The following is a 14270-nucleotide window of genomic DNA, read 5'->3' on the forward strand; positions in this document are numbered from 1 at the left end:
TCCCCACCCCAGCAGGTCGCCGAGCACACCGCGTCAGGGGCCCTCCACCGGGTCGAGGTCCACCGGAGCCGATGTCTCCGCGGGTGGGGGTGTCGTCGGCGGCGTCTCCGTCTCGGTGGGCGGCTCGGACGACGACGGAGGGGACGTCGCCGGGGGCGATGTCGGGGGTCGCGTCGTGGGCGCGGGGCTGGACGGGACGCCGGTCGAGCCCCCGGTCGACGACCCCCCTGCCGTCGGCCCACCGCCGGTCGGAGACGACGGCCGCTGGGTCGAACCGGTCGGGACGGGACCCCCGCCGGACGGGCGCGCCGTCGTCGCCGGGGAGTCCGTGGTTCCGGACGAAGGCGGCCGGGACGTGGTGGTCGTGCGGTCAGCCGACGGTGCGGTCGCGGTCACGGCACTCGAGGGCGGCAGCAGCACGGTCGGGTCCTCCACCACGACGCTCCCCTCGCCGGTCAGCGACATCGCCACGTCCTGCGCCACGGCGCCGGCACCCGCGCCGAGCGTCAGGACCATGCGGCCGGTCCACTGCGCGGGCCCGGTCTGACCCGCGGCCGGGACCGCGCTGAGGGTGAAGGAGGCGACGGGCTCGTCGGGGCTGAGCTCGGCCACCTCCCAGTCGTCGGTCGCCGCGGCGCAGGCCGACGCGCTGCGGGGCACGGCGCCGGCCGAGCCGGTGGTGACGACCAGGTCCACCGCGGGCAGCTCCGCGCAGGGTGCCTCCAGGCCGATGGAGAGCACGCCGGCTGCCTCACCCTCCAGCCGGACGACGAAGGGGGCACCGGTCTGCGCGCTGCCGACCGCTGCCACGCCCGCGCCGCTGAGCGCGGTGGACGTCACGACCAGGCGAGGTGCGTCGGTGGAGTCGGAGGAGGGCGCGGTGACGAGGAAGAGGACACCGACGGCACCGACGACGACGGCCGGGACGATGAGCACGGGGATGGTCCGGCGGAAGCCGAGGCCCCGGATGCCGTCCACGACGCGACCGGGGAGGCTGCGGCTGCGGTCCACCGGTCGGGGTCCGACGAGCGGGCGCCGCGCCGGCTCGGCGGCCGAGGGGTCCCAGGCAGCCCAGTGTTCGTCTGTCATCGTCGTGTCCCCGTCCGCACCGGCTGTTCGTCTGCTACGCCGTACGGGCGTCCCTCCCGAGAGTGACACGCCGCAGCCCTCTGGTGGTGGTCAGGGCTCCTCCCACCTGTGGACGGGCACGCACAGACGGCAGGCCGCCACCCAGGGTGAGATTCCCGGTGACCCCCCGTGCCGACCGGCGCACTGCCAGACTGGGCCGGTGGACCTGCCCGTCGCTCCCCCGGTCAAGCCGATGCTCGCCAAGGCCGCGAAGACCATCCCCACCGGGGAGGGCTGGTTCTACGAGCCCAAGTGGGACGGGTTCCGCTGCATCGTGTTCAAGGACGGCGACGAGGTCGAGCTGGGCAGCCGCAACGAGAAGCCGCTGACCCGGTACTTCCCCGACGTCGTCGAGGCCGCCCGCGCCCAGCTGCCGGACAAGTGCGTGGTGGACGGGGAGATCGTCGTGCCCCGCGGCGACCGGCTGCACTTCGAGTCCCTGCTGCAGCGCATCCACCCCGCCGCGTCCCGGGTGACGAAGCTGGCCGCGGAGACCCCGGCGTCCTTCGTGGCCTTCGACCTGCTCGCCCTGGGCGAGGAGTCGCTGCTGGCCACCCCGTTCGCCGACCGGCAGGCCCGCCTCCGCGAGGCACTGGCCGAGACCCAGGCGCCGGTCTACGTCTCCACGATCACCTCCGACGCCGAGGTCGCCCAGCGTTGGTTCGAGGAGTTCGAGGGCGCCGGCCTCGACGGCGTCGTCGCCAAGCGCGGGGACCAGGCCTACGAACCCGACCAGCGGCTGATGACCAAGGTCAAGCACGTCCGGACGGCGGACTGCGTGGTGGCCGGGTTCCGCTGGCACAAGACGACCACGCCCGAGCACCCGCTGGTCGGCTCGCTGCTGCTGGGGCTGTACGACGGCGACGGCCGGCTGCAGCACATCGGAGTGGCCGCCTCCTTCACCACCAAGCGCCGTGGCGAGCTGGTCGCCGAGCTCGACCCGTACCGCGCCGACGCACTCTCCGGGCACCCCTGGCAGGACTGGGCGAACGCCCAGGTGGAGGCCGACGGCGAGCGCCGGATGCCGGGGGCCACCAGCCGCTGGAACAGCGGGAAGGACCTGTCCTGGGTGCCGCTGCGCCCGGAGCTCGTGGTGGAGATCCGCTACGACCAGCTCGAGGGCAGCCGACTGCGGCACACCGGTCAGTTCCAGCGCTGGCGGCCGGACAAGGACGCCGCCGACTGCACCTACGACCAGCTCGACACCCCGGTCCGGTACGACCTGGGCGAGGTCCTCGGGGGCTGAACCGCAGGCCTCTGGGGCGGGTGTGACGGGCGGGACACAGGTGACCCTCCTACGCTGGACGACCGTGACTGCTCCCGCGCGCCGCCCCGCCGTCCTCCTGGCGGTGCTCGCCGCCGCCCTCATGGTGCTGTCGGCCTGCACCTCCGGCGAGGAGACCGACGCCGCCGCGACCGCCACCAGCACCTCCGCGACACCCACCGAGGCCCCGGTCGAGCCGGTCGCGTGGGAGGACTGCACCAGCCAGATCGCCCCGATCATCGCCGGGCGACCCGGTGCCGACCGGCCGCTGACCTTCTCCTGCGGGCAGATCGCGGTCCCGCTCAGCTACGACGACCCGACCGGCCCGAGCCTGTCGCTGTTCGCCGTCCGCGCGGTGTCGGGCACCCAGGCCGACCGGATCGGCTCGCTGGTGGTCAACCCCGGCGGCCCCGGCCTCTCGGCCACCGACGCCGCCGTCCAGTCGGCGCTGACGCTGCCCGACGCGGTGCTCGGCCGCTTCGACGTCGTCGGCGTGGACCCGCGCGGGGTCGGGCTCTCCCAGCCCGTGGAGTGCATCTCCGACGAGACCAAGGACGAGCTCACCGCGTCCGAACCGCGGCCGACCACCGCGGCCCAGCTCGACGACGCCTTCGCCCTGGCCGACGACGTCGCCGCCGGCTGCGCCGAGGAGTACGGCGAGGGCCTGGGCGCCTTCTCCACCGTGGACTCCGCCCGCGACCTCGACGTCGTCCGGCAGGCCGTCGGCGACGAGCAGCTGACCTACCTGGGCTACAGCTACGGCACCACGCTGGGCTCCACCTACGCCGAGCTGTTCCCCGAGGACGTCCGGGCCATGGTGCTCGACGGCGCGGTCGACCCCGACGCCGACCGCGAGGAGGCCGCCGAGGCCCAGGCCGCCGGCTTCGAGACCGCATTCGACGCCTTCGCCGCCAACTGCGTGGCCCTGGTGAGCGGCTGCCCGGTGGGCGCCGACCCGCGCACGTTCGTCAACGACCTGCTGACCCAGGCCGGTACGACGCCGATCGCGAGCAGCCGGGAGGGCGAGACCCGTCAGGCCACCCCGGGGCTGGTGCTGGCCGCCGTCCGCTCGGCGCTGTACACCCCGGCCGCGTGGCCGCAGCTGGCCCAGTCGCTGGCCGCCGCGCAGGCCGGGGACGCCGCCGGCGTGCTGACCCTGGCCGACACCTTCACCGGTCGCGGCGAGGACGGCACGTACACCAACACCATCGACGCGAACCTCACCGTGAGCTGCTCGGACACCGAGGAGAGCCACGATGCCGACGAGGTGCGGGCCCTGGTCGCGGAGTGGAACACCACCTACCCGCTGTTCGGCGCCGACGCCGCCCTGGGCCTCTACACCTGCACGCCGTGGGAGGCCCCGCGCACCCCGCTGCCCGACCGCACCGCCGAGGGCGCCGCCCCGATCCTGGTGGTCGGCACCCAGGGCGACCCGGTGACCCCGCTGCCCGGCGCCGTCGACATGGCCGAGGACCTCACCTCCGGGGTGCTGCTGACCTGGCAGGGGTCCGGGCACACCGCCTACCCGCAGACCCAGTGCGTGACCGACGCGGTGAACAGCTACCTCGTCGACCTGGTCGCCCCGCTCGACGGGCTGACCTGCCCCGCCTGACCGCCTAGGGTCTCCGGTCGTGGCCAGCAGCAAGGACGCCGTCGTCCTGACCGTCGACGGGCACGAGGTCCGGGTGTCCAGCCCGGGCCGGGTGGTCTACGACGCCACCGACAGCACCCCGGCGGTCACCAAGCTGGCCGTCTGCGAGTACCTGGTCGCCGTCGGCGAGCCGATGCTGCGCGCGCTGGGCGACCGCCCGACGGCCATGGAGCGCTGGCCCGACGGCTGGCACGAGGGCATGCGCCTGGCCACCGGACCCCGGGACCCCGATGCCGACGGCTTCTACCAGAAGCGGCTGCCCAAGGGCGCCCCCGACTGGATCGAGACCGCGCGCATCACCTTCCCCAGCGGCCGGACGGCGGACGAGCTCTGCCCCACCTCGACCGCCCACCTGGTGTGGGCCGCCCAGATGGGCACCCTGACCTTCCACCCGTGGCCGGTGCGCCGGCCCGACGTCGACCACCCCGACGAGCTGCGCATCGACCTGGACCCCCAGCCGGGCTGCACCTTCGCCGACGTCCGCCGGGTCGCCGAGACCACCCGGGAGCTGCTCGCCGAGCTCGGGATGCGCGGGTACGCCAAGACCAGCGGCAACCGGGGCGTGCACGTCTACGTCCGGATCCGCCCCGAGCACCCCTTCGAGGACGTCCGGCACGCCGCCATCGGGCTGGGCCGTGAACTCGAGCGCCGGGACGACGGCGTGACCACCGCGTGGTGGAAGGAGGAGCGCGGCGAGCGGGTGTTCGTGGACTTCAACCAGAACAACCGGGACCGCACCATCGCCGGGGCCTGGAGCCTGCGGGCCCGCCCCGGCGCCCCGGTCAGCACGCCGCTGACCTGGGCCGACCTGGCCGAGCTGTCCGACCCGGCGACGCTGAACCTGACGACGGTGCCCGACCGGCTGGCCGACGGCGACCCCTGGGCCGATGTGGACGAGGTGGCCCACGACCTGGCCCCGCTGCTGGAGCTGTGGGAGACCCTGCCCGGCGGTGAGCTGCCCTTCCCGCCGGACTACCCGAAGATGCCCGGCGAGCCGATGCGGGTGCAGCCCTCGCGGGCCAAGAAGCAGGAGTGACCCGCCGGTTCCTCCCGCTGGCCCTCACGTCGGTCGCCCTGCTGGTCTGGGGCGTGCTGGTGGTGCCGCGGCTGCCCCCGGCGCCGGGCGTGCGGACGACGGCGAACCTGCTGGCCGTCGCCGTGCTGCTCGCGGTGACCCGGCTCTCCCGCACCGAGCTGGGGCTGCGCCGGGAGCGGGCCGGGTCAGGCCTGCGCTGGGGCGGACTCGTGCTGGGCGTGGTCGGTGCGGCCTACGTCGTCGCCCTGCTGGTCCCGCCGCTGCATGAGCTGCTGGACGACGCGGCAGGAACCGAGACCACCGCCGAGCTGCTGCTGCGGGTGCTGGTGTTCATCCCGCTGGGCACCGTGCTGGCCGAGGAGCTCGCCTTCCGCGGCGTGCTGCTGGGCCTGGCGCTGCGGGTGCTCGGCCCGGTGCGCGCCGTCCTGGTCACCTCGGTGGTGTTCGGGCTGTGGCACCTGGCGACCGCCCGGACCCCGGACGCCGCGGTGCAGGACCCCGTGCTGAGCGCGGTGGCCGTGCTGGGCGTGGTCGCTGCGACCGCCGGCGCCGGGGTCGTCTTCGCGTTCCTCCGGCTGCGCAGCGGCAGCCTGCTCGCCCCGGTGGCCGCCCACCTGGCCACCAATGTGCTGGGCCTGCTGGCGGTGGCGATCGCCGTCCGCAGCGGGGGTTGACCGACGCTGGACACCCCGGATCTGGGTGCGGTGCTTTCGGAGTTGGCACGGTGTGGTTAGGGTTGAGGCGTCGGGAAGGCTCTGTAAGTGGCAGGACCCCGACGCACGACCTCAGCTAGGAGCGAGCAATGCCCGAAGGAACAGTGAAGTGGTTCAACGCCGAGAAGGGGTTTGGCTTTGCCACCCCCGATGGCGGCGGCCCGGACGTCTTCGTCCACTACTCGGCGATTCAGACCAGCGGGTACCGCTCGCTCGATGAGGGCCAGCGCATCTCGTTCGACGTCGAGCAGGGCCAGAAGGGCCCGCAGGCTGCGAACGTCAACCCGGTCTGATCTCCCGACCGGGCGGCTGACTCCAGCCACCTGAACCACCGGCAACGCCCCTCGACCTCCGGGTCGGGGGGCGTTGCTGTGTCTGCCCTCAGTGCGCCCGCGGCACGTACCCGCCGATGAGCGCGGACATGAGCAGTGCCCCGGCATCCGGGCCGACTGCGGCGGTGGCGTCGGCCAGCGCCTGCCAGCGGGCCCGCTCGACGTCGGTCGCGGCGTTCGCAGCACGGGCGCCCACCTGCTCGGTGAGCCGCTCCCACTCCGTCTGCGGGGTGGGCCAGAGCCCGGTGAGCCGGCGGGCCTCCCCCGAGATGCCGGTGACCCGGACGACCTCGCCGGCGTGGTTGGTCAGCGCGGCGACGTACCCGGTGTCGACCAGCCCGCGGATCGCGGCGACCACCTGGGGCCGCGGCAACCCGCTCGCCGGGACCACCTGGCCGAGGTAGGGGGCCCCGCCGTGCTCCGGGCTGTCGACCAGCCGGGCCACCGCCCGCAGCACCGGGAGGTCGCGGGTGAACCAGGAGTCGGACAGCGGGTCGGTCATGGGGTCCTCTCGGGCACGGGCTCCCGGCCGGGTGCGGCCGAGCCCGTCCACGGTACGCAGTGCCCGGTGCGGGGCGGTGGTGGTGAGCGGAGGTCATGAGCACGGGGAAAGAGGTAACCCGTTGTTCATCGACACTCGCACAGCGCACTGACAGGATCGACCGGTCCCCCGCACCGGAACGGCCGCCCCCGCGGTCGTGAGGAGAACCGTGTCGACACCCCGCACCGCACGACCCGCCGTCCTCGGCCTGACGGTCGCCGCCGTCGTCGCCGGCGGCCTGGTCACCGCCGCCGCCCCCGCTGCCGCCGTCTCCCCCGACGTCGTCATCGCCGAGGTCTACGGCGGTGGTGGCAACAACGGCGCCACGCTGACCACCGACTTCATCGAGCTCCGCAATGACGCCGGCACGGCCGTCGACCTGACCGGGTGGTCGGTGCAGTACGCCTCGGCCGCCGGCACCACGTGGCAGACCACCCCGCTGACCGGCTCGATCGCCCCCGGCGGCCGCTACCTCGTCGCCGAGGCCAGCGGGTCCGGCGGCACCGTCCCGCTGGCCGGCGTGGACACCACCGGCACCATCGCGATGAGCGGCACCGCGGGCAAGGTGGCGCTGGTCCCCTCGGCCACCGCGCTGACCTGCGGCACCGGCTGCGCCGGCACGCCCGCCGTGCGCGACCTGGTCGGCTGGGGGTCGACCGCGGTCGGCGGAGAGGGCGCCCCGGCCCCGGGCACGTCCAACGCCACCTCGGTCTCCCGCACCGGCCCGGACACCGACGTGAACGCCGCCGACTTCACCGCCGGCGCGCCCACCCCCCAGGGGTCCGGCGCCGCCCCGGAGCCGGAACCCGAGCCGCAGCCCGAGCCCACGCTGCCGACCTGTGCCACCACCGCCGTCCCGATCGGGAGCGTGCAGGGCACCGGGGAGACCTCCCCGGCCGCCGGCACCACCGTCACCGTCCGCGGCACGGTGGTCGGTGACCTGCAGACCGGTGGCTTCGGCGGGTTCCACGTCCAGGACGCCGGGGACGGCGACCCGGCCACCTCCGACGGCGTGTTCGCCTACGCCCCCGGTGGGCCCGAGGTCGCCCTGGGCGACGTCGTCACCGTGACCGGCACGGCCACCGAGTTCAACGGCACCACCCAGCTCAGCGGCGCCCTCTACACCGTCTGCGGCACTGCCGAGCTCCCCGCCGCCACCGCGCTGCCGCTGCCCTCGAGCACCGAGCAGCGCGAGTCCCTCGAGGGCATGCTCGTCGCTCCCCCGGCCGACCTCACGGTCACCGAGGTCTACGGACTGAACACGTTCGGCGAGCTGCTGCTGGCCACCGGTGGGCGCACGCTGTCCCCCACCGAGGCCGCCGAGCCCGGCCCGGCCGCCCAGGCCGTCGCCGCGGACAACGCCGCCCGCTCCATCACCCTGGACGACGGGGTGAGCACGAACCTGGCCACCAGCGGCCAGGCGCCGCCCTTCCTCGCCCCGGGCGACCCGGTGCGGGTGGGTGACACCGCGGTGCTGGACCAGGCGTTCGTGCTCGGCTACGGCTTCGGCGAGTACCGCCTCCAGCCGGCCGACGGCACCGCGGCGGGCTCGACGTTCACCCCGACCAACCCGCGCACCGACGCCCCCGCGCCGGTCGGCGGTGACCTGCGGGTCGCCGACTACAACGTGCTGAACTACTTCGTCACCTTCGGCGGCCAGGCGCGCGGCGCCACCACGCCGGCCGAGCTCGCCCAGCAGCAGGCCAAGATCGTCGCCGGCCTCACCGCGCTGGACGCCGACGTGATCACCCTGCACGAGATCGAGAACTCCTCGGTCACGACCCCGGCCACCCCGTACGCCGCGGTGGAGACCCTGCTCGCCGCGCTCGAGGCCGCCGACGGCAACAGCTGGGCCTACGTCCCGGCCAGCGAGGACAGCGACGTCATCACCAACGCGATCGTCTACCGCACCGACGTCGTCACCGCGGTCGGCGCCCCCCGGGTGCCGGCCGACCTGAGCGCCTTCGACAACGCCCGCACCCCGATCGCCCAGACGTTCGAGCACGACGGCGAGCAGTTCACGGTGGTGTCGAACCACCTCAAGTCCAAGGGCAGCGGCTACGGGGCCGGCAACACCGACACCGGGGACGGGCAGGGCGCCTCCAACGCCGACCGGGTGGCCCAGGCCCAGGCACTGGTGGCCTTCGCTGCCGAGCTCTCGGCCATCGACCCGGACGTGCTGCTGACCGGTGACTTCAACTCCTACCGGTTCGAGGACCCGCTGGACGTGATCCGCGACGCCGGGTTCACCGACATGGGCCCGGTGCTGGCCGAGGGCCAGTACAGCTACGTCTTCGACGGCGGCTCGGGCTCCCTGGACCACGTGTTCGCCTCGCCCTCGATGGTCGGCCAGCTCACCGGGCTGACCGTCTGGGACACCAACGCGACCGAGTCCTACGCCTACCAGTACGACGGCTACGAGCCGCTGTACGCCGCCGACCCCTACCGGGCCAGCGACCACAACCCCACGGTCCTGGGCCTGTCCCTGGGCGAGGCCGACACCGCGGCCACCGCCACGGTCGGCACGGCGCGTCCCTTCCGGGGTGACCGGCTGACCGTCACCGGCACCGACTTCGCCGCCGGTGAGCGGGTCACGGTCACCATCGGCGGCCGCCCGGTCGGTTCCGGGACGGCGGACGACGCCGGCACGGTCACCCTCACCCCGCGGGTGCCGGTCCTGCTGGGCGCCGGCGAGCAGGCCGTCGTCCTCACCGGGTCCTCCGGGGAGACCGCGACCACGTCGATCACGCTGCGCTCGGTCTGGCAGGAGCTGATCGACCGGCTGCGCGGCCTCTTCGGCTGAGCCGACCGCACCACCGACCGGCCCGTCACCGGCGTCCCGACCAAGGGCGCCGGTGGCGGGCCGGTCGTATCGTCGGGTGCATGAGCCAGCACGTCGAGAACACACCCGCGGTGACCAAGACCGACGCCGAGTGGCGCACCCAGCTGTCCCCCGAGGAGTACGCCGTCCTGCGCCAGGCCGGCACCGAGCGGCCCTGGACCGGGGAGTACGTCGACACGAAGACCGTCGGCGTCTACCACTGCCGGGCCTGCGGGGCCGAGCTCTTCCGGTCGGAGACCAAGTTCGACAGCCACTGCGGCTGGCCGTCGTTCTACGAACCGTCCTCCCGGGACAACGTGGTGCTGCTGGAGGACCGCAGCCTGGGCATGCGCCGGGTCGAGGTGCAGTGCGGCACCTGCCACAGCCACCTGGGCCACGTCTTCGAGGACGCGCCGCAGACCCCCACCGGGGACCGCTACTGCATCAACAGCGTGAGCATCGCCCTGGCCCCCGCCGAGGGCTGACCATCGCATCACGGAGGGGCACCCGGGCGACCTGCCCGGGTGCCCCTCCGTCGTGTGTGCGGCAGGGTGGGCGGATGACCGAGGCCCCGACCCGCAGCCCCGTGGCGCGCATCCTGGGCTGGGTGACCGGTGCGGTCGTCGCCCTCCCCGCGCTGGCCGCCGCACCGTGGCTGGTCATCGGCCTCGCCTGGGGGTGGAGCGGCACCGACGGCAGCGGCACGACGACCGGTGAGACCGACTGGGGTCAGGTGCTCGGCTGCGCGGGTCTGCTCCTGGCCTCGGTCGCGGTTCCGGTGCTCGCCGGGATCGGGGTGTTCCGCGGCCTGGACTGGCTGATCCGGCAGTCGAGCACCGACCCGGACTGACCGGTCAGGCCAGCCCGGCCACCAGCTCCGCCGCCGTCCGCCGGCTCCCGGTGTAGAACGGGATCTCCTCGCGCACGTGCCGCCGGGCGCGGCTGGCCCGCAGGTCGCGCATGAGGTCCACGATCCGGAACAGCTCGTCGGCCTCGAAGGCCAGCATCCACTCGTAGTCGCCCAGCCCGAACGAGGCCACCGTGTTGGCCCGCACGTCGGGGTAGGGCCGGGCCTGCATGCCGTGCTCCTTGAGCATGTCCCGGCGCTCCTCGTCGGGGAGCAGGTACCACTCGTAGGAGCGGACGAACGGGTAGACGCAGACCCAGGCCCGCGGCTCCTCGTCGGCCAGGAACGCCGGGATGTGCGAGCGGTTGAACTCGGCCGGGCGGTGCAGGGCCATCTGCGACCAGACCGGCTCCAGCCGCTGCCCCAGCGCTGTCCGACGCAGCCGGGTGTAGGCACCCTGCAGGGCCTCGGCGGTCTCGGCGTGCCACCACACCATCACGTCGGCGTCGGCGCGCAGACCGGCCACGTCGTACAGCCCGCGGACGACGACGTCCTGTCCGGCCAGCTCCTCGACCAGGGCCGCGACCTCCGCCGCGGCCTCGTCTCGGGGCTCGTCGCCGAAGGGGCGGGCGAGCCGGAACACCGACCACATCGTGTAGCGGATCTGGGCGTTGAGCTCGTTGGCCCGCTTGCCGATGCTCTTCTGCTCGGGCTCCTCAGTCATGCCCGCCATTCTCCACCGGCGTCGGTGGGCACCTCAGGTGAGGCTGGCCACCGCCCGGCGGGCGTCCCGGATGCAGGCGGGCACGCCGACGCCGCGGTAGGCGGCGCCCGCCACGGCCAGGCCCGGGACGGCGGCGACCGCGGCGTCCACCGCGGCCACCCGCGCGGGGTGGCCGACCAGGTACTGCGGGAGTCCCCCGCCCCAGCGCACCAGGTGGGTCTCCACCGGCTCGGGACGCTCCAGGGCCAGCAGGTCGGCGACGTCGGCCACGACGGCGGCGGTGAGGTCGTCGTCCGCGCGCTGGAGCTGGTCCTCCTCCAGGTAGCGGCCCACCGAGGAGCGCACCCGCAGCAGACCGTCCTCGGACAGGTGCGGCCACTTCTGCGAGGACACCGTGACCCCCTTGACCAGCCGGCCGCTGACCGGCGGCACCAGCAGACCCGACCCCGAGGCGAGCTGCTGGCCGGGGAAGGCCATCGCGACCACGGCCATCGAGGCGTACGGGATGCCCTGCAGCGGCTCCACGGCGTCCGGGGCGACGTCGGCGAGCAGCCGGGCGGCCTTGCCGGCCGGCACGGTGACGACGACCGAGTCAGCGGTGAGCACCTCGCGGTCGGCGCCGACGGTGAGCTCGAACCCGGCACCGACCCGGCGCAGGCCGTGCGCCGGCGTCTTCAGCCGGAGGACCGCGCCGGAGGCGGCGACCAGCGCGTCGGGCAGCGAGCCGATCCCCTCGGCGACGGTGGCGAAGACGGGGGCGTCGGCGGTGGCGCCCTCGCGGCTGCGTGCACCGGCGTCCCGGGCGGCCGCGGCGGCGGCCAGCACGGTGCCGTGCCGGGGCAGGTGGGCGGCCAGCGCTGGCATCGTGGCGGCCAGGGACAGCCGGTCGGCCTGCCCGGCGTAGACCCCGCCCAGCAGCGGCTCGACCAGCCGGTCGACCACCTCGTCACCCAGCCGGTCGCGCAGCAGGGCACCCACCGGGGCGTCGTCGACGAAGTGCAGTGGCTGTAACGAGGCCTCGGCGCGCACCCGCGCGACGCCCTCGGGTGACAGCAGCGTCCCCAGGCCCTCGGCCGACGTGGGCACCCCGAGCAGGGTGCCGGCGGGCAGCGGGTGGCGGCCGTCGGGCAGCACGACGGCGGCCTGGGTGGTGCTGGGGGCGATCGCGGTCAGGCCCAGCTCCGCGATCAGCTCCAGCGCCTCGGGCACCCGGGCCAGCACCGCCTCGGGACCGGTGTCGTACCAGGCGCCGGCCAGCCGGACCCGGCCCAGCTTGCCCCCGACCCGGTCGCCGGCCTCCAGCACGACCACCTCGTCGTCCGGGCGGGTGCGGGACCAGGCGTACGCCGCGGTGAGCCCGGTGATGCCGGCCCCGACCACCACGACCCGGCCCATCAGCGGGTGGTGAGCTCGTGCACCAGCTCGACGGCGTGGGTGATCGCGCCCGGGTCGGTGTCGGGCAGCACGCCGTGGCCCAGGTTGAACACGTGGCCCCGGGCTGCGCGGCCCTGCTCGACGATCCGGCGCACCTCGCGGTCCAGGGTCTCCCGGTCGGCCAGCAGCACGGCCGGGTCGAGGTTGCCCTGCAGGGAGTACCCGGGACCGACCCGGCGGGCGGCCTCGTCCAGCGGCACCCGCCAGTCGACGCCCACGACGTCGGCGCCGGCGTCCCCGATCAGCGGCAGCAGCTCACCGGTGCCCACCCCGAAGTGGATGCGGGGCACGTCGCGCACCCCGGCGGCCCGGTCGCCCAGGCCGTCGAAGACCGCCCGGGAGTGCGGCAGCACCCGGGTGGCGTAGTCGGACGCCGAGAGCACGCCGGCCCAGGAGTCGAACAGCTGCACGGCCGAGGCCCCGGCGTCGACCTGGGTGCGCAGGAAGACCGATGCGGAGACCGAGAGCTTGGCCAGCAGCCGCTCCCAGGCCTGCGGCTCGGCGTACATGAAGGCCTTGGTGCGAGCGTGCTCCTTGGAGGGCCCGCCCTCGATCAGGTAGGTGGCGAGGGTGAAGGGGGCGCCGGCGAAGCCGATCAGCGGGGTGTGGCCCAGCTCGGCGGTCAGCCGGGACACCGCGGTGGCCAGGAAGCCCAGCGCCTCGGGCTCCAGGTCGGGCAACGCGTCGACGTCGGCGACGCTGCGCACCGGGTTCGCGATGACCGGGCCGACACCGGGCTTGATGTCGATGTCGATGCCGGCGACCACCAGCGGCAGCACGATGTCGGAGAACAGGATCGCGGCGTCCACCCCGTGCCGGCGGACCGGCTGCAGGGTGATCTCGGTGACCAGGTCGGGGTCCTGGCAGGCCGCCAGCATCGCGGTGCCGGCGCGCAGCGCGCGGTACTCCGGCAGCGACCGGCCGGCCTGGCGCATGAACCACACCGGGGTGCGGCGGACCTCCCGACCGAGTGCTGCGCGCACCAGGTCGGAGTCGGCCGGTCCGGTCGTCTCGGTCGGGGTCCCGGGTGTCGCAGCTGTGCCCACGACCGGCCATCCTCCCAGACCCCGGGGCGTCCGGCGTGCGGGCATGATCACCCGGGCGGCGCGTCGGGAGGGGTGGGCCCGTGAGCACCGGCCTACATTGCGGACGTGGAGCAGCAGCGCAGTCCGGACGACGCGGCCGGGACCCCCGCTCCCCCCGCCGACTTCCAGGCGGCCCTGGACTCCCTGGCCACCGTGCGCTCCCGGCCGGAGATCGTGCTCGAGCACATCCCGGCCCCGCAGCGGCTGGCCCCCTGGTCGCACGCGGTGGGCGCCCGGGTCGCCGAGCCCGGCGAGATCGCCGGCGAGGACGAGGTCGAGATCGCCAGCGGCCGCTTCATCGTGCTCTTCGACCCGGCCGGTCACGAGGCCTGGGACGGCACCACCCGCTGCGTCGGCTACGTCTCGGCGGTGACCGATGAGACCATGGTCGACGACCAGATGTTCTCCGAGGTCGCCTGGAGCTGGCTCACCGAGGCCCTGGTCGACCACGACGCCGGGCACCACTCCGTGGGCGGCACCGTCACCCGCACCGCCTCGACCCGGTTCGGCGACATCGCCGGCCCCGAGCACTCCGTCGACGTGGAGATCCGGGCGTCCTGGACCGCCAGCGACACCGACCTCGACCGGCACCTCGACGCCTGGCTCGAGGTGCTGGGCAACGCCGCCGGCCTGCCCCCGCCCGGGGTGCACCTGATCAACCGGGCGACCGGCGGCAGCGGCTCGTAGACTCGCC

At 74.6% G+C, this 14270-nt stretch carries 14 protein-coding genes; 9 read left to right on the forward strand and 5 right to left on the reverse strand.

Annotated features, from left to right (window positions below; translation table 11 throughout):
• Window positions 1-33: 33 nt before the first annotated feature.
• The gene (locus F1C76_01150) at window positions 34-1089 is read right to left on the reverse strand and encodes a hypothetical protein (GenBank protein QNG35400.1); all 1056 of its coding nucleotides are present in this window, start codon (window positions 1087-1089) and stop codon (window positions 34-36) included.
• Between the two features lie 199 nt (window positions 1090-1288).
• On the opposite strand from F1C76_01150, the gene F1C76_01155 reads away from it, so the two are divergent.
• The 5 genes from F1C76_01155 (at window position 1289) to F1C76_01175 (ending at window position 6085) form a co-directional block, all read left to right on the forward strand.
• A complete protein-coding gene (locus tag F1C76_01155; GenBank protein ID QNG35401.1) occupies window positions 1289-2374 on the forward strand; it encodes an ATP-dependent DNA ligase in 1086 nt (361 codons plus the stop codon).
• Window positions 2375-2495: 121 nt separating this feature from the next.
• A complete protein-coding gene (locus tag F1C76_01160) occupies window positions 2496-4004 on the forward strand; it encodes an alpha/beta hydrolase (protein ID QNG38916.1) in 1509 nt (502 codons plus the stop codon).
• 19 nt (window positions 4005-4023) lie between these two features.
• Window positions 4024-5079: a DNA polymerase domain-containing protein gene (locus tag F1C76_01165; protein ID QNG35402.1), complete on the forward strand. Its 1056-nt coding sequence runs from the start codon at window positions 4024-4026 to the stop codon at window positions 5077-5079.
• Entirely contained in the window at window positions 5076-5753 is a 678-nt protein-coding gene (locus tag F1C76_01170) for a CPBP family intramembrane metalloprotease (protein QNG35403.1), read from the forward strand. Before F1C76_01165 ends, F1C76_01170 begins: the two co-directional genes overlap by 4 nt.
• Window positions 5754-5881: 128 nt before the next feature.
• Window positions 5882-6085: a cold-shock protein gene (locus F1C76_01175; protein QNG35404.1), complete on the forward strand. Its 204-nt coding sequence runs from the start codon at window positions 5882-5884 to the stop codon at window positions 6083-6085.
• 88 nt (window positions 6086-6173) lie between these two features.
• Here the strand turns inward: F1C76_01175 and F1C76_01180 are convergent, their stop codons facing one another.
• Window positions 6174-6626: a hypothetical protein gene (locus F1C76_01180; GenBank protein QNG35405.1), complete on the reverse strand. Its 453-nt coding sequence runs from the start codon at window positions 6624-6626 to the stop codon at window positions 6174-6176.
• A gap of 196 nt (window positions 6627-6822) precedes the next feature.
• On the opposite strand from F1C76_01180, the gene F1C76_01185 reads away from it, so the two are divergent.
• From F1C76_01185 to F1C76_01195, 3 genes are all read left to right on the forward strand, one after another.
• Complete coding sequence (locus tag F1C76_01185) at window positions 6823-9468, forward strand: ExeM/NucH family extracellular endonuclease (GenBank protein ID QNG35406.1); 2646 nt, start codon at window positions 6823-6825, stop codon at window positions 9466-9468.
• 80 nt (window positions 9469-9548) lie between these two features.
• Window positions 9549-9971, forward strand: coding sequence for a peptide-methionine (R)-S-oxide reductase MsrB (msrB, locus tag F1C76_01190; GenBank protein ID QNG35407.1), 423 nt, complete (start codon window positions 9549-9551; stop codon window positions 9969-9971).
• A 74-nt stretch (window positions 9972-10045) separates the two neighbouring features.
• Window positions 10046-10336: a hypothetical protein gene (locus F1C76_01195; protein QNG35408.1), complete on the forward strand. Its 291-nt coding sequence runs from the start codon at window positions 10046-10048 to the stop codon at window positions 10334-10336.
• A gap of 4 nt (window positions 10337-10340) precedes the next feature.
• Here F1C76_01195 and F1C76_01200 read toward each other — a convergent pair whose 3' ends face one another.
• From F1C76_01200 to hemE, 3 genes are read right to left on the reverse strand one after another with little or no spacing between them, the layout of a single operon-like run.
• Entirely contained in the window at window positions 10341-11057 is a 717-nt protein-coding gene (locus F1C76_01200; GenBank protein ID QNG35409.1) for a chlorite dismutase family protein, read from the reverse strand.
• A 33-nt stretch (window positions 11058-11090) separates the two neighbouring features.
• Window positions 11091-12452: a protoporphyrinogen oxidase gene (hemG, locus tag F1C76_01205; protein ID QNG35410.1), complete on the reverse strand. Its 1362-nt coding sequence runs from the start codon at window positions 12450-12452 to the stop codon at window positions 11091-11093.
• Window positions 12452-13582, reverse strand: a complete 1131-nt coding sequence (hemE, locus tag F1C76_01210; GenBank protein QNG35411.1) for a uroporphyrinogen decarboxylase — start codon at window positions 13580-13582, stop codon at window positions 12452-12454. The genes hemG and hemE overlap by 1 nt, the downstream gene beginning before the upstream one ends.
• 60 nt (window positions 13583-13642) lie before the next feature.
• Here hemE and F1C76_01215 point away from each other — a divergent pair, with 60 nt between their 5' ends.
• Window positions 13643-14263: a DUF3000 domain-containing protein gene (locus tag F1C76_01215; protein ID QNG35412.1), complete on the forward strand. Its 621-nt coding sequence runs from the start codon at window positions 13643-13645 to the stop codon at window positions 14261-14263.
• Window positions 14264-14270 lie beyond the last annotated feature (7 nt).

The sequence above is a fragment of the Geodermatophilaceae bacterium NBWT11 genome, assembly GCA_014218215.1.
Taxonomy (GTDB): domain Bacteria; phylum Actinomycetota; class Actinomycetes; order Mycobacteriales; family Geodermatophilaceae; genus Klenkia.